The organism is Carnobacterium sp., assembly GCF_045617425.1.
GTDB lineage: Bacteria > Bacillota > Bacilli > Lactobacillales > Carnobacteriaceae > Carnobacterium_B.
Genome location: NZ_JAZLIO010000011.1, coordinates 37,841 through 58,034 on the forward strand (window position 1 = coordinate 37,841; position 20,194 = coordinate 58,034).

At 35.4% G+C, this 20,194-nt stretch carries 14 protein-coding genes; 2 read left to right on the top strand and 12 right to left on the bottom strand.

The features are described 5' to 3' along the window. Window positions 1-129: 129 nt before the first annotated feature. Window positions 130-1,374 carry a GTPase gene (locus ACKI3H_RS06270; protein ID WP_407371433.1) on the top strand — a complete coding sequence of 415 codons (1,245 nt, stop codon included), beginning with the start codon at window positions 130-132 and terminating at the stop codon, window positions 1,372-1,374. A gap of 608 nt (window positions 1,375-1,982) precedes the next feature. On the opposite strand, the gene ACKI3H_RS06275 is transcribed toward ACKI3H_RS06270, so the two are convergent. The 5 genes from ACKI3H_RS06275 to parE all read right to left on the bottom strand — a co-directional run bounded on the left by ACKI3H_RS06275 (window position 1,983) and on the right by parE (window position 10,786). Further along, on the bottom strand, window positions 1,983-2,912 hold the full coding sequence (locus tag ACKI3H_RS06275; protein WP_407371434.1) for a manganese-dependent inorganic pyrophosphatase: 930 nt from the start codon (window positions 2,910-2,912) through the stop codon (window positions 1,983-1,985). Window positions 2,913-3,059: 147 nt separating this feature from the next. Next, entirely contained in the window at window positions 3,060-3,821 is a 762-nt protein-coding gene (gene pflA, locus ACKI3H_RS06280) for a pyruvate formate-lyase-activating protein (RefSeq protein WP_407371435.1), read from the bottom strand. A gap of 28 nt (window positions 3,822-3,849) precedes the next feature. After that, entirely contained in the window at window positions 3,850-6,078 is a 2,229-nt protein-coding gene (pflB, locus tag ACKI3H_RS06285; protein WP_407371436.1) for a formate C-acetyltransferase, read from the bottom strand. 264 nt (window positions 6,079-6,342) lie between these two features. After that, window positions 6,343-8,796, bottom strand: coding sequence for a DNA topoisomerase IV subunit A (parC, locus tag ACKI3H_RS06290; protein WP_407371437.1), 2,454 nt, complete (start codon window positions 8,794-8,796; stop codon window positions 6,343-6,345). Then, the gene (gene parE, locus ACKI3H_RS06295) at window positions 8,786-10,786 is read right to left on the bottom strand and encodes a DNA topoisomerase IV subunit B (RefSeq protein WP_407371438.1); all 2,001 of its coding nucleotides are present in this window, start codon (window positions 10,784-10,786) and stop codon (window positions 8,786-8,788) included. The genes parC and parE overlap by 11 nt, the downstream gene beginning before the upstream one ends. Window positions 10,787-11,282: 496 nt before the next feature. Here parE and plsY point away from each other — a divergent pair, with 496 nt between their 5' ends. Then, entirely contained in the window at window positions 11,283-11,897 is a 615-nt protein-coding gene (plsY, locus tag ACKI3H_RS06300) for a glycerol-3-phosphate 1-O-acyltransferase PlsY (protein ID WP_407371485.1), read from the top strand. Between the two features lie 58 nt (window positions 11,898-11,955). Here the strand turns inward: plsY and ACKI3H_RS06305 are convergent, their stop codons facing one another. The 7 genes from ACKI3H_RS06305 to dprA all read right to left on the bottom strand — a co-directional run bounded on the left by ACKI3H_RS06305 (window position 11,956) and on the right by dprA (window position 20,127). Continuing rightward, complete coding sequence (locus ACKI3H_RS06305; protein WP_407371439.1) at window positions 11,956-12,831, bottom strand: aldose 1-epimerase family protein; 876 nt, start codon at window positions 12,829-12,831, stop codon at window positions 11,956-11,958. A gap of 117 nt (window positions 12,832-12,948) precedes the next feature. After that, a complete protein-coding gene (gene codY / locus ACKI3H_RS06310; RefSeq protein WP_407371440.1) occupies window positions 12,949-13,758 on the bottom strand; it encodes a GTP-sensing pleiotropic transcriptional regulator CodY in 810 nt (269 codons plus the stop codon). Window positions 13,759-13,779: 21 nt separating this feature from the next. Beyond that, window positions 13,780-15,204: an ATP-dependent protease ATPase subunit HslU gene (gene hslU, locus ACKI3H_RS06315; RefSeq protein WP_407371441.1), complete on the bottom strand. Its 1,425-nt coding sequence runs from the start codon at window positions 15,202-15,204 to the stop codon at window positions 13,780-13,782. 12 nt (window positions 15,205-15,216) lie between these two features. Further along, complete coding sequence (hslV, locus tag ACKI3H_RS06320) at window positions 15,217-15,756, bottom strand: ATP-dependent protease subunit HslV (protein WP_013710884.1); 540 nt, start codon at window positions 15,754-15,756, stop codon at window positions 15,217-15,219. Window positions 15,757-15,785: 29 nt separating this feature from the next. Beyond that, entirely contained in the window at window positions 15,786-16,685 is a 900-nt protein-coding gene (xerC, locus tag ACKI3H_RS06325) for a tyrosine recombinase XerC (RefSeq protein WP_407371442.1), read from the bottom strand. Between the two features lie 228 nt (window positions 16,686-16,913). Beyond that, window positions 16,914-18,992: a type I DNA topoisomerase gene (gene topA / locus ACKI3H_RS06330; RefSeq protein WP_407371443.1), complete on the bottom strand. Its 2,079-nt coding sequence runs from the start codon at window positions 18,990-18,992 to the stop codon at window positions 16,914-16,916. A 265-nt stretch (window positions 18,993-19,257) separates the two neighbouring features. Further along, window positions 19,258-20,127, bottom strand: coding sequence for a DNA-processing protein DprA (gene dprA / locus ACKI3H_RS06335; protein ID WP_407371444.1), 870 nt, complete (start codon window positions 20,125-20,127; stop codon window positions 19,258-19,260). Between the last annotated feature and the right edge of the window lie 67 nt (window positions 20,128-20,194).

Below are 20,194 nucleotides of genomic sequence, written 5' to 3' on the forward strand. Positions count from 1 at the left end.
AGCTTTGCAGTTAGGTTTTTTAGTAGAGAATAAATGATTAAACACGTATTTATTTCTTCAGAATGGAGATAATGGTAAGATAAACCATACAGAGTTATAAGATAGTTTTTTTACAGACGGAGGGGTAATATGAAAAATTTAGATAAAAATTTTAACATGGTGCAAGATATTTTAAATAAAACTGAAGAAGAATTAAAAAAAATGACCCCTGTTAATGTAATGGTCGTTGGGAAGACTGGGGTAGGGAAGAGTACTTTAATTAATAATGTTTTTAGAGAAAATCTTGCTTTAACTGGAATTGGAAGGCCTATTACAAAACATTTAAGACGCATTTCTAAAGAAGGAGTACCTTTGGTTTTATATGATACTAGGGGATTGGAATTAAGTCTAGAAGTTCAAAATGACATTAAAAATGAAATTTTTGAAACGATTAATGAAAATAAAAAATTAGGTATAAAAGAAGAAATACACTTGGCTTATTACTGTATTAATGCAAATTCATCTCGTATAGAACCTACAGAGCTTGAATTGATTAGCGAATTGAGTGAAAAAATTCCAGTAGTGATTATTTTAACTCAATCAATCGGAGAACCAGCAAAACTATTTAAAGAGTATATCGAAGCACTTAATCTGCCAATCTATGGCGTAATATCTATCATGGCTGAAGATTTTAAAGTAACTGAAGAGTTTTCTGTTCCAGCATTTGGGTTAAAAGAATTAATTGAGATGAGTCTCGAAATTATACCTGAAGAGGCAAAAAAAGCTTTTAATAACGCCCAACAAGTAGATATAGCACGAAAAGCTATTGCTGCTCGTACTTGGGCGTTAAGATACATTGCAACTTCTTTCGGTGTTGGATTTTTGCCAATACCATTTTCTGACGCATCTGTTCTTGTTCCTATGCAAGTAACCTTATTGGCTCATATCACAGCTATTTTTGGTATTTCAATGGACAAATCTACCATTGCAAGCCTCGTCGCAGCAATAGGAGGGACAGGTGGAGCTACATTTGCAGGAAGGTACATCGTTTCAAATGTGATAAAAATGATACCTGGAGCCGGTACAGTTGTCGGAGGAGTCATTAGCGGTTCAACAGCAGCAATCATCACAACAGCGCTCTCTATGAGCTATATTGAGGTGTTGGCTATCATAGCTGCAGGAGAAAAAGACGGGAAATACCCAGATCTTAAAAATATTGAAGCTTTAATGAAAGAAAAATTCCAAGCACGTCTTAAAAAAGGTTCTAAAATCAATAAAGATCTTGATTTAGCAACAGATTTACCGCAAGAAAATACGAAATCACAGGAATCATCTATGAAAAATAAATGGATAAGCAAATTGAAAAAAATAACGAAACGAAAAAATAACGAATAAATCTATAAAACCAATTCAGTTAAATAAATTTAAATTAAAACCAAAGTGATAAATCATTTTGGTTTTTTTGTTCAGCAATAATAATTGTTTGAATTATAAAAAAATAATAATTTTAAATATACAAACAATAAAACTAACGAACAGATAAAATTATTCAAATCTAGCGAAAGTAACTGAACACTGATTAATAATAAATAAATTAGTTGAGTTGAAATAAAAAAATAAAAAATGTTATAGATAACTAAAAAATGTTCATCATAAATAACCATACAAAGAAAAAAGTTAAATAAAACTAAAAAGAGAGGAAACAGTAAAAAATGACGTCTTTTAAGAAATGGCCATTTTTATCTTTTTTTCTAGTTTACATAATATATATTATACAAAGTAGTTAATTAGTTCTAATTTAGGATTTCTCGATTTTTCATGTCGATTTTGAGCACTTTTAAGATCAATTAGCATTATTATGTTGATCGTTGTCCGTTAAATGCTTTTAAATGAATTTTAGTTCTTATTCATTCAATACACAGACCGTTTAAGTCTGATTTTTTCTTTATAAAACAAAAAAAGCTAATTCACAACTAATTTAGTCATGAAATAGCTTTCTATGATTATTTCGTTAATGCTTCAGTTAATTGTGGTACAACTTGTTTCTTTCTAGAAACAACACCTTTTAATAAGGCACGATTATTTTCTAAAGAAATATTAAAAGCTTCTTCTACTGCGTTGATTGGATTTCCTAATGCTAAGATTACTGAATCACTGTCTAAGATGTTTGTTACAACTAAAATAAATAGATCATAATTTTTAGCTTGATTTTCCTTTAACATCTCTTGTTCCAACTCTGATTGGATTGAAAGAACATCGTTCACATCTACTACATTAATTTGTGCAATACGAACATTTTTATCAGCCATTGGGAAACTTTTAGCATCCATATCTAATAATTCAGCTGCTGACTTATCGCTTAAGTTTGTTCCAGCTTTCAACATTTCTAAGCCATATGAATCAATGTCAACATCAGCAATAACTGCAAGTTCTTTTGCAATAGAGATATCTTCATCTGTACATGTTGGTGATTTGAATAGTAACGTATCTGAAACAATGGCAGATAACATTAATCCAGCAATTTCTTTAGGGATCGTGATGTCTTTTTCTTTAAATAATTTAGCAATGATCGTATTTGTACATCCTACAGGTTCTGCACGATAATACAACGGATTTGCTGTTTCGAAATTAGAAATACGGTGATGATCCACTACAGATAAAACTTCCACATCCGCAATATCTTTTACGCTTTGTTGGAATTCATTATGATCTACTAACATCACTTTATCTGTTTCGTTTGCAACTGTCTCTACAACTCGTGGAGCATCAACTTTAAAGTGGTCTAAAGCATATTGTGTCTCCTCGCCTACTTCTCCTAATGCAACGGCTTCTGCTTCAAAACCTAGTTGTTTTTGCAGGTAAGCAAATGAAATGGCAGATGTAATCGCATCTGTATCTGGATTTTTATGGCCAAAAACTAAAACTTTACTCATATTATTATCTCTCCTTTAAACTATAACTAACACTAAAATTTTATCTCAAATGAGCGAGTTTAGCTAGTATTATGTTAATTTTCATAAAAAAATGAAAAAAAGAAGAAATGAAACTGAAAAACATCAGTCTATTTCTTCTCTTAGTTTCTATAGTGTTTTGTATCCTGTATATTCGTGCACACGTAGTAGTCGATTCGCATTTTCTACACGTTCAAGTGTTGGTGGCTCAATATCCTTTAATTTATAAGGAATATTTAAAGCAGCATATTTATAAACACCAAGTTTATGGTAAGGCAATATTTCAACTTTATAGACATTTCCCAAAGATTGAATAAATTCACTTAAACGGATCAAGTCATCATCATCATCTGAACGCTCAGGTACCAATACATGACGGATCCAAACCGGTTTATTTATTTTTGATAAATAACTAGACATATTTAAAATATTTTCATTGCCGTGCATCGTTAAACGTTTATGCTTTTCGTTGTCAATGTGTTTGATATCAAATAAAAGGAGATCTGTATACTTCATGAGTTCTTCAAAACGACTAAAAAAAGGTTCTTCGTAGGTGAACGGTTGTCCACAAGTATCTAAAGTTGTGTGTATTCCCTCTTCTTTGGCCTTTCTAAAGTACTCAATAAGAAAATCGATATGCAAGAGCGGCTCTCCTCCACTTACAGTGATACCACCCTTTTTGCCCCAATAATCTTTATAGGATAAAGCTTCTTCTAGTAATTGATCTGCTGTATAAGGTGTTCCGCCTCCCATGTTCCATGTATCAGGATTATGGCAAAACTCGCACCTCATACGGCATCCTTGCATAAAGGTTACAAAACGAATACCTGGTCCATCAACCGATCCAAAACTTTCAGTTGAATGTACGTACCCAATTGCTGGCTCAGTCATGTCGATGACTCCTTTTTTTTTTAAAACGTTACATGCTATCATGCATGGTACGATTAATCACATCTAATTGTTGTTCACGTGTTAATTTAATAAAGTTAACTGCATAACCTGACACACGGATAGTTAATTGTGGATAATTTTCTGGATGATCCATAGCATCAACTAATGTTTCGCGGTTAAAGACATTAACATTCAAATGGTGACCGCCTTTTTTAGCATAACCATCTAAAAGACTGGCTAAGTTTTCTTGTTGGATATCGTCTTCTTTGCCTAAAGCTTTTGGAATAATAGAGAACGTATTTGAAATGCCATCTAGCGAGTATTTATAAGGAATTTTAGCTACAGAAGTTAAACTTGCTAAAGCTCCATGTGTATCTCTGCCATGCATTGGATTTGCACCTGGTGCGAATGGTTCTCCAGAACGACGTCCATCTGGTGTATTACCTGTCTTTTTACCATAAACTACATTGGATGTAATCGTTAAAATTGAAGTAGTATGGACGGCATTACGATATGCTGGATGTTTTTTCACTTTTGACATAAATGTTTTTAACAACCAAATTCCGATATCATCTACACGGTCATCATTGTTCCCGAATTTAGGATAATCGCCTTCGATTTCATAATCGACTACCAAGCCATTTTCATCACGGATCGTTTTGACTTTTGCGTGTTTGATTGCAGATAATGAGTCGACTGCTACGGAGAACCCTGCAATACCTGTAGCCATTGTTCTCATAATATCACTGTCATGTAACGCCATTTCAATGCGTTCATATGAGTATTTATCATGCATAAAGTGAATGATATTTAAAGTATTTAAATATAATCCAGCAATCCATTCTAATAATACATCGTATTTTTCCATTACTTCGTCATAGTCTAAGTACTCTGAAGTAATGGGTTGGTATTTTGGAGCAACTTGATCTTTTGTTTTTTCATCTACCCCACCATTGATTGCATACAAGAGCGTTTTGGCTAAGTTAGCACGTGCTCCGAAGAACTGCATTTGTTTCCCAATACGCATAGCTGAAACACAACAAGCAATTCCATAATCATCGCCCCACTCTAAGCGCATGATGTCATCATTTTCATATTGGATCGCACTTGACGCAATAGAAGCTTTTGCACAAAACTTTTTAAAGTTCTCAGGAAGTCTTGTAGACCATAATACTGTTAAGTTTGGTTCTGGAGCAGGACCTAAGTTAGAGAGTGTGTGTAAGAAACGGTAACTATTTTTTGTTACCAAATGTCTGCCATCATCACCTACTCCGGCAATGGCCTCTGTTACCCATGTAGGATCACCTGAGAACAAATCATTGTATTCTGGAGTACGTGCAAATTTTACTAAACGCAATTTCATAATAAAATGATCAGTGATCTCTTGTGCTTCAGCTTCAGTAAGAATACCTTGTGCTAGGTCACGTTCAATGTAGATATCTAAAAATGTAGATGTACGTCCTAGAGACATTGCAGCTCCATTTTGTTCTTTTACAGCGGCTAAATAACCAAGATACAACCATTGGAAAGCTTCTTGTGCAGTTTGAGCTGGTCGTGAAATATCAAATCCGTAAATTCTTCCTAACTCATTCAATTCGTTTAAAGCGCGTGTCTGCTCATTTAATTCTTCACGATCGCGTATGATGTCTTCACTCATAGTACCGTAACCTTTATTGGCTAAATCTTTCTTCTTTTCTTCAATCAAACGATCAACACCATATAAAGCAACACGTCTATAGTCACCAATGATACGTCCACGTCCGTAAGCATCTGGTAAACCGGTAATGACACCACTACGTCTTGCAGCACGAATTTCAGGTGTGTAAGCATCGAATACACCTTGATTATGTGTTTTACGGTAATCTCTAAAAATATGAGAAACTTCCGGATCGATTTCATATCCATATGATTCTGCTGCTAGTTCACTCATTCGGATACCACCAAAGGGTTGTAGCCCACGTTTAAACGGTTTATCGGTTTGAAATCCTGTAATACGTTCTAGTTCTTTATTTAAGTAACCGGCTTCATGAGAAGTGATAGAAGAAACAACTTTAGTATCCATATCTAATACTCCGCCTGCATCACGTTCTTTAGTATTCAGTTCCATTACTTGTTTCCATAATAATTCAGTCGCTTCTGTAGGACCTTCTAAAAATTCATCTGTCCCATCATAAGGTTTGTAATTCTGTTGAATAAAGTCACGTACATTGATTTCTTCTTGCCACACTCTTCCTTTAAAGCCTTTCCATTGTTCCATAGTCAAACTTCCTCCTTTTTATCTGTTGAACTAATCTAACAGATTCTTCATGCTCATTATAACACGAAGTGGAAACAAATCAATTGATTTCAGTTACTAAAATGTTGTTTTATTATAAATAAACATTAATTTTAAGCGTTTAAAGGTATTCCCTTTATTTTTACTATCTTTTATTTTTTGTACAAATTTTCACATATTTACAAACTGTACTACTAAATTATAAAACAGACAAAAAAGGTGTAGCTGTTAAGCTACACCTTTTTTCTATTTTGTCTCTTTAGTTAATAAATCTTTTTTGATCTCAATAGGTGTTCCATCTGCCACTTCATCCAAGATAAATGATCCGTTTGAATAACGATCGCTCATAGCGTAGGACGCACTAGATAGAGAAATTTCTTTTCCTTTCGAAGTTAGAATAACAAAATGGTCTTCTTTAGTTGCTTCAAAAGCAAAAGCTATACGATGAGGATTTTTCTTTAATTCTCTTAAGAGTAATAACCCACGTTTAGCTCTTCCTAATGATTCAAAATCAAGAATGTTCATTTTTTTAATCGATCCACGATGTGTTAAAATCATTAATTCTTTTTTAGTGGCTTCAACATCTATTAAAACACCATTTATAACGTAGTCGCCTTCTTTAAGATTGATTGATTTTACACCTGCCGCTTTTGAACCGACAACCGGAACTTCTTCTAAAGAATAACGCAAGCCAAATCCTCTATGAGTGACTAAGAAGACATCTTTTAACAATGGATTTTCTGTATAAATAATGTTTAACAGTTCATCCGTACTTGTTTTAAGTTTTATTGCTGAAAATGATTTATTTTTATAGTTACGTCCGATAACGTACTCTGAAACAGCCGTTTGCTTAATATACCCTTCTTTAGTAATAAAAGTAAATGTAGCTTGAGGCAGTTGCTGGGTAATACCAAAAACTTTCACAACTGTTTCATCGGCAGAAAAGGCAATATTTTGTGATAAATGCTCTCCCATATCCTTCCATCTTAAATCAGAAATTTCATTAACTGGACGGTAAATGATATTCCCTTTGCTGGTAAATAGCAAAAGATGATTCAATGTATTCAGCTGTTGAATGTAGAGTGGATAATCGCCTTCTTTAATTCCCATCTCATTAGGTTTAGAAGCACCATATGAACGCAAACTGGTTCGCTTAATATATCCTTCTTTTGTGACAGAAACCATAACTTCTTCAGATGCAATTAGAACTTCAGTATCAATTTTCAATTCTTCGATTTGATCCTGGATAATGGTCAGTCGAGGTGAAGCATAATTTTTCTTTACTTCCGCTAATTCTTTTTTCATCACTTTATCTAGTTCTTTAGAACTTGATAAAATTTTGTTATATGATGCGATAGCTTTATCTAAAGAAGCAGCCTCATTTTCTAATGCTGTGATATCCGTATTCGTTAATCGATACAGTTGCAAAGAAACAATAGCTTCAGCTTGAATTTCGGTAAAATCAAAACGTTCAATCAAATTTTCTTTTGCATTTTTCTTATCTTTACTGCTGCGAATAGCATCGATAACTTGATCTAGAATAGATAAAGCTTTAATTAGACCTGAAACGATGTGTTGTCTACTTTCAGCTTTACGAAGATTATAATTTGTTCTTCTAGTAAGCACTTCTCGTTTATGTTCTAAATAAGCCTCAAGCATTCTATTGATTCCAGCTTGTTTAGGTCTTTGTTTATCAATTGCAACCATATTAAAATTGTAAGCAACTTGTAAATCAGTATTTTTCAATAAGTAGTTTAAAATCCCATGTGCATTAGCTTCTTTTTTTAATTCAACTACAATTTGAAGTCCATTACGATCAGATTCATCACGGACCTCGGCAATGCCATCAACTTTTTTATTCAACCGAATTTCATCCATTTTACGAACTAAAACAGCTTTATTTACTTCATATGGAATTTCATTGATCACGATTTGTTCCTTACCGCCTCTAACTTCTTCGATTCGGGTTTTAGAACGGACAATAATTTTTCCTTTTCCAGTTTCGTAAGCTTGTTTTATTCCAGCTACACCTTGTAGAATAGCACCAGTTGGAAAATCAGGTCCTTTAATGTGCTGCATTAAATCTGTTACAGATGCATTTGGATGTTCAATTAAGTGAATCGTTGCATCAATTACCTCTCCTAAATTATGAGGAGGGATATCTGTTGCGTAACCAGCAGAGATTCCTGTAGCTCCATTTACAAGTAAATTAGGGTAGCTAGCTGGAAATACCGTTGGTTCTTCATCGGTATCATCAAAGTTTAAAACAAAATCAACGGTTTCTTTATCAATATCTCTAACTAGTTCAGCAGATATTTTTGATAAACGCGCTTCAGTATACCGCATAGCTGCCGGTGGATCTCCATCCATACTCCCATTGTTCCCGTGCATTTCAATCAAGACTTCTCGCTGTTTCCAATCTTGACTCAATCGGACCATCGCCTCATAGACACTGCTGTCTCCGTGAGGATGGTAATTCCCAATAACATTCCCAACAGTTTTTGCTGATTTTCTAAACCCTTTATCTGACGTATTACCTTCAACGTTCATCGCATATAAGATTCGACGTTGAACCGGTTTTAAACCATCCCGAATATCTGGTAAGGCTCGTTCTTGAATAATATATTTTGAATAGCGTCCAAAACGATCTCCCATTACTTCTTCCAGGGTCAACTCCTGAATATCCGCTCTATTCTCCATCTTCGACACTTCCTTCATCTACTGTTTCAATTTGATCCATAATTTGACTGTTTTCTAAAATACTGCCGCCTTCTTCAAATGTAAATTCTACGTGAGATTCGATCCATTTACGCCTAGGTTCTACTTTATCTCCCATTAAGACAGAAACCCGTTTTTCAGCTTGAGCAGCATCATCAATTTTCACTCGGATCAATGTGCGCGTTTCTGGGTTCATCGTTGTATCCCATAGTTGGTCTGCGTTCATTTCACCTAGCCCTTTGTAGCGTTGTAAAATATAATTTTTACCAAAGGTTTTTGTGACTTGAACCAACTCGTCATCTGTCCATGCATAAGCAATCTTTTCTTTTTTACCAATACCCCTAGATAACTTGTATAACGGTGGTAAAGCTAAATAGACTTTTCCCGCTTCAAAAAGAGGTTTCATATAACGATAAAAGAAAGTCAACAACAGTGTTTGAATATGCGCTCCATCGGTATCCGCATCGGTCATGATGATGATTTTATCGTAGTTACAGTCTGCAATATCAAATTCTGGTCCAACACCGGCACCAATTGTATAAATCATCGTGCTGATTTCCTCATTTTTCATTACGTCTTGCAATTTAGCTTTTTCCGTGTTGATTACTTTCCCACGAAGAGGTAAGATTGCTTGAAATTTACGGTCTCGACCTTGTTTTGCCGAACCACCAGCTGAATCTCCTTCCACTAAGTACAATTCATTCCGCTTAGCGTTTTTGCTTTGAGCTGGCGTTAATTTACCAGACAAGAGGGTATCATTTTTTTTGCGTTTTTTTCCATTACGACTTTCTTCACGTGCTTTTCTAGCCGCATCACGCGCTTCTCTTGCTTTTAAAGCTTTACGGATCAATTGTTGGCTAAGATCGCCATTTTCAATCAGATAAAAGTTTAATTGATCACTGACAACTGTCTCTACAGCTGACCTTGCTTGCGGAGTACCCAATTTACTTTTCGTTTGACCTTCAAATTGCAAAAGATTCTCCGGTATACGAATCGAAATAACGGCTGCTAGACCTTCTCTAAAGTCTGTACCTTCTAAATTTTTATCTTTTTCTTTCAGTAAACTAACTTTACGCGCATACTCATTAAACGTCTTCGTGATTGCGGTTTTCATACCTGCTTCATGTGTTCCGCCATCTTTTGTCCGCACGTTATTAACAAAAGATAAAATCGTTTCAGAATAGCCGTCATTGTATTGAAAAGAAAATTCCACTTCAATCTCGTTATTTTCGCCTTCAAAATAGGCCACGGGGGTTAAATTATCTTTGTCTTCATTCAAATAGCTGACAAATTCTTTAATTCCTTCTTCGTAATAAAAAACTTCTGACTGTTCATTCCGTTTATCGGTTAGGGTTATGCGCAAACCTTTTAGTAAGAAAGCTGATTCTCTTAAACGCTCTGCCAACACATCGTACGACAAGTTAGTTGTGGTGAAAATCGTAGGATCAGGCTTGAAGTGCACAATGGTTCCATTTTTTTCATTATTGGTTTTAATTTTTTTTAGAGATCCTTTAGCTTTCCCACCATCAACAAATTTTTGTTGGTAATGGACACCTTCACGAATGATGGTAACGGTAAGCCATTCAGATAGTGCGTTGACCACACTTGCGCCCACACCATGCAGACCTCCTGAAGTCTTATAGCCACCTTGGCCAAACTTACCTCCTGCATGCAATACCGTGAAGATAACTTGGACAGTAGGGATTCCAGATGAATGCATTCCAATTGGCATACCGCGTCCATTGTCTTTGACACTGATACTATTGTCTTTGTGCAACGTGACATCTATTTCAGTTCCAAATCCAGATAATGCTTCATCGACTGAATTATCCACTATTTCATAAACTAAATGATGCAAACCGCGTGCATCCGTAGACCCAATGTACATACCTGGTCTTTTTCTTACCGCTTCTAATCCTTCTAGTACTTGGATAGAATCATCGTTATACTCTTTATTTAACTCTTTTGGCATACTAAAACTCCTTAAGGCTTTAAACATAAAGTGATTCCTACTTATCTATTCAACAAAACAACGGCCATTATTTTAATTGGACACAAGTAGTTTCTTGCTTTATCTTAAAGTTTTCTCTAGTCTCTTTTTATTTCTCCAGTAGGGTTAACCCGTCCTGGCATCAATCAACTGCTTCATTTTAGTGAAGCACCTTTTTAATCATACTCTATATTTTAAGGAATAGAAAGCACTAAACAGTAGTTTTTTTTATAAAAAACGAAAATACGTTCGCCTTTTAATAAGAAGAATTCTCTTCTCATTAAACTATTTATTTTTTTGAATTGCAAGCCCACGGAAAAATAATCCTTAATTAGTCTTCATTAGGCTTTGTGAATAAAACGGTTTTTATCTAGCCTTCTAATACGATAAATGGTAAAATAATGAATACGCTATTCTAACAATGATGAATACGTTATTCAAACTATGTATACTGCAATTCAAGGGGAGAAATTTGTTGATTAAAATCATACTCATGTTTATTATTGCTTATTTATTAGGTTCAATCCCTTCAGGCGTTTGGGTCGGGAAAAAAATTTACGGAAAAGATATCCGACAGTTCGGCAGTGGCAACTCTGGAACGACAAATACTTTTAGAGTATTAGGAAAAACAGCTGGAACGGTCGTATTGTTGGCTGATGTATTAAAAGGAACACTGGCTGCTTGTTTGCCTTTATTGTTTCATGTACCAATCAATCCAATGGTCATCGGTTTAGGAGCTATCCTCGGCCACACGTATCCTATATTTGCTCAGTTTAAAGGTGGCAAAGCGGTTGCTACAAGCGCTGGTGTTTTATTAGCCTACAATCCGCCATTCTTTATTTACAGTGTGTGTATCTTCTTAGTTTTATTATTCTTAACCAGAATGGTAAGTCTGTCAAGTATGATCTCATTACCACTCATTACCCTTTCGAGTTTATTTATTGGGGACTGGATCTTAACAACAATTGCGTTTATCTTGACCCTCTTTATTATTTATAGACATCGGGAAAATATTAACCGCATCCGGAATGGCACAGAAAGCAAAGTCCCCTTTGGTTTAGGGTATAAGAAAGATAAAAAAGATTCTTTTTAATAGAACAAAACATCAAAGGAACTGGGACAGTTATGTCTCAGTTCCTTTTTGTCTACTCTCAAGTTAGAGAGATCGTGTAGTTCGCAGAAAAAGATTCGGCACCCTCTAGTTTTTGTATACCAAGCTTGTCATTCAACTCACCTGTAAACTCACTTGCATCTGCAAGACCATACCAAGGCTCAATACAAACAAAAGGAGCCTCTTTTTTAGGAGGAGACCAGATACCTGTATAAGGAAAGCCTTCAAAAGCGATTGATACGGAATGAGTTGTTTTTTCAGAGTTGATTGAAAAATTATTTTTCCCTTTGGTTTCATAGATTAGAGCATCATTATCAAATAAGGATCTTTTTAAATCGATCTCTGTATTGGTTTGAGCTAATGTGGTACTTTCTAAATCTAAGTATGGACCGACCAATGGAATTTGGCGACGGGGTCGTCTAGGTAGGAAGGTTATATAATAATCTTCAAATGTAGTATCACTGGTTAGCGGAACATTAAACCCAGGATGGCCTCCAACAGAAAAATACATCACTTCAGATTCGTGTGTGTTTTTTACAAAATAGCTTACGTTAACCGTGTTTTTCTCTAGGGTATACGTTAACGATAATTGAAAATCAAATGGATAGTGTTCTTTTGTCTGCAATGAAGAAGTGGTTGTTAACCGAACAGTCGTATCTGTTTGTTCTTCTACTTGAAAGTCACTATCTCTTGCAAAACCGTGTTGGTTTAATGCATATGTTTTTCCCTTGTACCGATACTCGTCATGTTTTAAACGTCCAACTATTGGAAATAGAACCGGAGCTTTTCTGCCCCAAAAATCCGGGTCTCCTTGCCATAAGTATTCTAATCCTTCATCCGTACGTTTGATACTTTGAAGTTCAGCACCCTTTGTAGAAATAGATACCGTTAACAGATCGTTCATTAATGTGATCATTTTTTTGCCTCCTCATTTGCAACTCATTCTCTATCTTTACCAAAATATACGGATGTAAAAAAGCAATCCTTTACTAATGATAAGTTAAAGGATTACTTAGTATACTATAAAAATTCATTAATAAATCGATTCTTTCTCCAATGCATCAATAAATTTTTCGTTCTGTACTTTAATATAGGTGCCTTTCATTCCTAATGATCTGGATTCAATAATGCCGCCAGATTCTAACTTACGTAAGGCATTGACAATGACCGAACGGGTGATGCCAACTTTATCCGCTACATTAGAAGCGGTTATGCGACCTTCAGTACCGTCTAATTCTTCAAAAATAGCCTTGATAGCCTTTAGTTCACTATAAGACAGTGTCTTGATTGCCATCTGTACAGTTGCCGTATTACGAGCAGATTCAGCGATTTGAGTAGATTTCTTAAATAAAATCTCTATTCCAACAACCGTTGCTGCATGTTCTCCTAAAATTAAATCAGTGTCATCAAAAACTGGCTGCAAGCGAGCGAGTAAAAGTGTCCCTAAGCGCTGACCTGCTACGAAAACTGGTATGACTGTCGTCAAGCCTTCTACGAACATATCTCTTGTTTCAACCGGAAAGACGGTATAGTCACTTTCAATATCAATATTGGCCCTTGTTTCATAAATTTCTAACATACTGCGTGTATATTTTTCAGGAAACTTTTCATCCACTAACATTTGTTTCACACGTTCATTATTGATTTCATGTTTTTCATGATAGCCGAGTAAATTTCCAGCATCATCAATCAAATACGTGTTCGCATTAAGAATATCTCCTAATACAATCGCCATATCAGTGAAAGCTAATTCTCCATCCTTTGAAGAATCCGTCTTTACTACACCACCTTTTGTTTGAAGCAGGTAATTAATTTTTCGCATTTTTTGCAGTAAATCATTCATGAGAAGCCTCCGTCATTCTTTTTATAAAATGTAGCGACTTAAATCTTTGTCTTCTACAATGTGTTCGATTTTTTCATTGACATAATTTTCAGTAATGGTAATGTCTCCCATTTGCATATCCGGTGCTTCAAATAATAAATCTTCTAGTAATTTTTCTAAGATCGTATGCAGACGACGGGCTCCGATGTTATCCGTTTCATGATTTACTTGATAAGCAATTGCAGCTAACCGTTCAATCGATTCATACGTAAAAGTAATGTTGACATTTTCAGTCCCTAACATCGCAATATATTGTTTGAGTAACGCATTATTTGGTTCCGTTAAAATCTTAACAAAATCTTCTTTGGTTAAGTCATCCAACTCTACACGAATAGGAAATCTTCCTTGCAATTCTGGAATCAAGTCACTTGGTTTAGAAACATGAAATGCTCCAGAAGCAATAAATAAGATATGATCGGTTTGAATCGGACCATATTTTGTGCTAACTTGCGATCCCTCAACGATTGGCAATATGTCTCGTTGGACACCTTCTCGAGAGACAGTCCCACTATTTTCATTTTTAGAGGTGATTTTATCAAATTCGTCTATGAAGATAATACCAGCATTTTGTGCAAGTTCTACAGCCATCGATTGGATGTCTTCTTGATTGACTAATTTAGCCGATTCTTCTTGAGTAAACAATTCAATAGCTTTCTTTACAGTAACAGTTCGTTTAACTTTAGACTTTGGACGTAAAGCCCCTAATGTTTCATTTAAATCAATACCCATTTGTTCCAATCCGGCACCCATAGGAGAATTCATTGATTTTTTTTGGCTTTCAACTTGTATTGTCAATTCCCTTTCATCTAAAAGACCATTACGAATTTGTTGTTTCATTTTTTCACGGTCTGTTGAAATGGCTTCTGTTACTTCTTCTTCCTCTTCTTCAGCTTGTGGGGCTAATTGATTAGGATCTACACCCATGTTTTTAAACATCGATTCAAAAGGGTTGCTACTAGTACTTTGTCGATTTTCTTTCTTTATTCCTGGTATCAATAGTTTTACAATACGCTCAATAGCATTTTTTTCTGCTCGAGAAAAAACTTGTGAGTACTGTTTTTTTTCTACAATTTGAATCGACGCTTCTACTAAATCGCGCACCATAGATTCAACATCTCGTCCAATATATCCGACTTCTGTAAATTTAGTAGCTTCCACTTTTACAAAGGGCGCTTGAACAATGGTAGCTAAACGTCGAGCAATCTCTGTTTTACCGACTCCAGTTGCACCAATCATTAACAAATTTTTAGGTGTGATTTCTTTTTGCATATCTTCATCTAATTTTAAACGTCTTTGACGGTTACGTAAGGCGACAGCAACTGACTTTTTTGCCATTGTTTGTCCAATAATGTATTTATCTAACTCAGCAACGATCTCTCTTGGAGTCATATCTTCTTTTGTTATCATTTAGTTCACTCCTTATAGTTCTTCAACAATAATATTGTGATTTGTAAATACACAGATGTCTGCAGCAGTTGTTAAGCTTTCTTGAGCAATTTGAGCTGCAGTTAAATCTTTCCCAAGTTTTTTTAACGCTCGTCCAGCAGCAAGCGCAAAGTTTCCACCTGAACCGATGGCTAATATTCCATCATCTGGTTGGATAACTTCCCCACCACCCGATACCATCAACATCTCTTCTTTGTTCATTACGATTAGCAAAGCTTCAAGTTTTTGCATCGCGCGATCTGAACGCCATTCTTGAGCCAATTCTACAGCTGCACGAGTTAAATTTCCTTTGTATTCATGTAATTTAGCTTCGAATTTTTCTTCTAAAGTAAAGGCATCTGCCACACTTCCAGCAAAACCGACCAACACTTCATCATTGTAAATGCGTCGAACTTTTCGAGCAGTGCCTTTCATGATTACTTGTTCACCCATTGTTACTTGACCATCACCGGCCATGGCACATTTTCCATTATGCTGAATAGCAAAAATAGTTGTTGCATGAAATTCTGTCATTGTTTTTTCCTCCAGTCAATTATCCAAACTTAGGCTCTTGGATGAAATTGGCGATAATTTTTTTGTAAAAGATCCTTAGTCACATGAGCATATATCTGAGTTGAAGATAAACTCGCATGACCCAATAGTTCTTGCACAGTCCGCATGTCAGCGCCATTATTCAGCAAATGAGTCGCAAATGAATGACGCAACATATGCGGATGGATATCAGATGTTAAACTGCTTTTTTTAATTACTTGGTTTAATACATATTCGATTCCAGTAGCTGTAATGGGGTCACCATGATGATTAACAAATAAAATATCATGGATTCGTTTGTGTTTTGTCATTAAAGGGGTACGACTTTTTTCTATATAATCGCGGATTGCAACAGCGGCGTAATGGCCAAATGGAACATAACGTTCTTTATTTCCCTTACCACGGATCAATAAGACACTTAATTCAAAATCAATGTCCTTTAACTTAATGCCACTACATTCACTCACTCGTATACCAGTACCATACAGCACCTCGAGTATAGCTTCATTGCGAAAATCTAATGGACTTTCTCCTTTTACTGCTTCAAACAAAGCATCCATTTCCTTTTCATAAAAAAATTTAGGCAAACGAAGCGTTTTCTTTTTGAGATGGATATAAGAAAACGGATTATCTTTAACTAGCTGGTTTTTTAATAAGAATTGATAAAATGCGCGTAAGCTCGAAATCTTTCTTGAAATACTGTTTCGACCTAATCCTTGTTCATTTAATTCACCTAAATAGATACGCACATCCTGAAGAGTTACGCTATTAAAATCCGTATCTCCTGTTTGATTTAAAAATAATTCAAAATGAGTGATATCTTCTTGATATGCTTTTTTAGTCAGCTCAGAATAGTGTCTTTCAATGATTAAATACTGCAAGAAAGTCTCTTTAATCGTTTGATTTACCAAGAATAATCCCTCCACTCCTACAACAAAGCTACTTTATCATACAAATATTTAGAATACAATCGATTAAGATTTAAATTAATTGAATTTTAAAACAATTCAGCTATTTTTAAACAATTGTTATTAAATACAGTTGAATTCAGGCAGGAATCTTGACTCGTAAACAAAAATACTAATTAAGTGAGAGCCATTTCTACTCAAACTTAACTAGTATTTATTTTAGTTAACGTATTATTTTTGTACTTCTTCTTTATAGTCACAATTGCTGCAGATAACTTGCTTGCTGCCTTTTGCTTTTTTCTCTACTAAATAATGGTCACATTTCGGACAATTGCGTCCAACTGGTTTATCCCATGAGACGAATTCACACGTTGGGTACCGGTCGCAACCATAAAAAATACGATTTTTCTTTGATTTGCGTTCAATGACATGTCCTTCACCACATACAGGACAAGCAACCCCGATTTCTTTCACAATCGGTTTGGTGTTTCGGCAATCTGGAAAATTGCTGCACGCATAGAATTTTCCATAACGGCCCAACTTGATCACCATAGGATGTCCGCAAAGCTCACAGTCAAATCCAGCAGGTTCATCTTTGATCTGAACTTTTTCCATGTTTTCTTCTGCTTTTTCAACTTCAACAGCAAACGGTTGATAGAATTGATCGATAACTTTTTCCCATTCTTTATTGCCTTCTTCGACTTCATCCAGATTTTTTTCCATATCGGCAGTAAAATGAACATCCACGATCTGTGGGAAAAATTCATTGATGAGCCCATTTACAATTGCACCTAATTCGGTTACTTCAAAACGTTTGTTTTGGAGTTTAACATAATACCTACGTTGAATGGTTTCCAATGTTGGAGCATACGTAGAAGGACGACCTACACCGTTATCTTCCAGCACACGAATCAATGTTGATTCAGAGAACCGAGCAGGTGGTTGAGTGAAATGTTGTTTTGGTTCGATATCGACCGACTTAACTTTATCGCCTTTTTCCATCTCAGGTAATAAATTTTCTTTTTCTTCTTTACCTTCATCGTTGCCTTCAATATAAACTTTTTGATAACCAGGAAATTTCACTTTAGACCCATTTGCTCTAAAATAAATATCATTTTGAGCAATATCAACCTTCATTGTGTCAAATACAGCAGGAGTCATTTGACTGGCTACTAATCGTGACCAAATCAAATTGTATAATTTATACTGGTCTTTTGTCAGGTATTTTTCAATTTCTTTGGGTGTCCGTAACACGCTGGAAGGACGAATCCCTTCATGAGCATCTTGGTCGCCTTCAGCCTTTTTCCCTATTCGAGGTTTAGACGCTGCATATTCTGGTCCAAATTCTTTGATGATGTATTCCGCAGCTTCATTTTTAGCTGAAAGAGCGATCCTAGTAGAATCGGTACGCATATACGTGATCAAACCGACAGCCCCGCCACGACCTAATGAGATTCCTTCATAAAGTTGTTGCGCAACCATCATGGTTTTACGTGTTCTAAAATTTAATTTTCTTGCAGCTTCTTGTTGCAGACTACTTGTCTTAAACGGAAGCGCCGGATTTCTTAACCGTTCTTTTTTCGTAACGGACATGACTTCGAACTGATCGCCATCTAGTTCCTTAATAATTTTTTGGACATCTTCAGCATTACCCAAAGCTTGTTTCTTTCCTTTTAAACCATAAAAATTAGCTTTGAATTTTTTCTTATCTTTTTTGAAATTAGCACCAATCGACCAATACTCTTCAGGTTCAAATCGATTGATTTCATCTTCTCGCTCACAAATCAGCTTTAACGCTACAGATTGTACTCTTCCAGCACTTAAGCCTTTTTTAACTTTTTTCCACAAAATTGGACTGATGGTATATCCAACAAGTCGGTCTAGTATTCTTCGAGCTTGTTGTGAGTTTACCAAGTCCATATTAATGGAACGTGGTTCTTTGAAGGCATTTTTTACAGCATCTTTTGTAATTTCGTTAAAAACCACACGATTTTTGTCTGCTATATCCAGTCCTAATAAAAAGCTTAGATGCCATGCAATTGCTTCCCCTTCTCTATCCGGGTCGGCTGCGAGGAAAACTTTTTCAGCTTTTTTTGCATATTTTTTTAATTCCTTAATTAAAGGACCCTTGCCTCGTATAGAAATGTACTCGGGTTGGTAGTTATTTTCAACATCGACTGCCATACGGCTTTTAGGAAGATCACGAATGTGTCCTAGGCTAGCAACAACTTTATAATTTCGACCTAAATATTTTTCAATTGTTTTTGCTTTAGCAGGTGATTCTACTATCACCAGGTATTTATATGCCAATGAAATGCTCCTCTCAAATGAGCGTATTTTTTTACTAATTCAGTCTTTCTCTAATCTATAATTGAAATCGTTAATCATCTTATGCTATCTTCAGGCACTTTGTCAACCATCCTTATTTATATTTGTGAAAATAGATCGCATATAATAGAAGAAAAAAACTGTTTTCTCCCCTTGAAAACCTTTCCTTTTTTATCATTTCACATTTTTATTCTTAGTACTAAAAAAAACTTCAAAAAAACAGTTCAACTGTTTTTTTTAAGTTTTTTTATCTATTTAATTCTTCTAAAATATGCTGTGGCGTTAAGACACATTTTGCTCCATGTAAGATTAGATCATTGGTACCTTCTGAATAAGGATTTGTAATATTTCCAGGTACAGCAAAAACTTCACGCCCCTCTTGCAGGGCTAGATTAGCGGTAATCAAACTGCCACTGCGATACCTAGCCTCAATGACCAATGTTCCTAATGAAAGACCCGCAATAATTCGATTGCGCATCGGAAAATGGTGTTTCAATGGTTTAGTTCCTAAGGGGTATTCAGAGATCAGCAAGTGATTCCTAGCAATATCTCTTTGTAATGACTCATTTTCAAACGGGTAATAGTGATCTAATCCCGTTCCTATGATGCCAATTGTCCGTCCACCTAATTCAATAGTTTTCTGGTGGACTATTTTATCAATTCCTTTAGCTAATCCACTTACCGTTGCAATCTCATGACTTATCAATTCGGGCAATAACAAGGCTAAAGCTTTTTCACCGTATGAACTAATCAAACGAGATCCAACGATGGCAAGCAATTGCTGATTAAGTAGGGAGAGTTCTCCTTGATAAAATAATAAGGCCGGTGGATTATAGATATGCTTTAGGTACTCAGGATAAGTTTGATCCAAAATAGATATCCATTTGATTTTCTTATCTCTATACTCTTCCAAGCTTTTCTCTAAATCAATAGCAATAAAACTATCCATAAATAATCTTGTATTAGTTGAATTTAATTGAGCGCAACTAGCTAGCTCATAAGCGGTTAGATAAGGGTTATCTATTAAAGCTGAAAGCATACGAATGCGGCTCGTTGCACCGATTCCTTTACATAAAGTTAAATGAAATAGCATCTGATTTAGACTTGTGGTTTGCATGTCACACTCTCCTTTTCCATTGCAAAACGCTTATGTTCTATAGATAATTTCCGCATTTAAAGGAGAA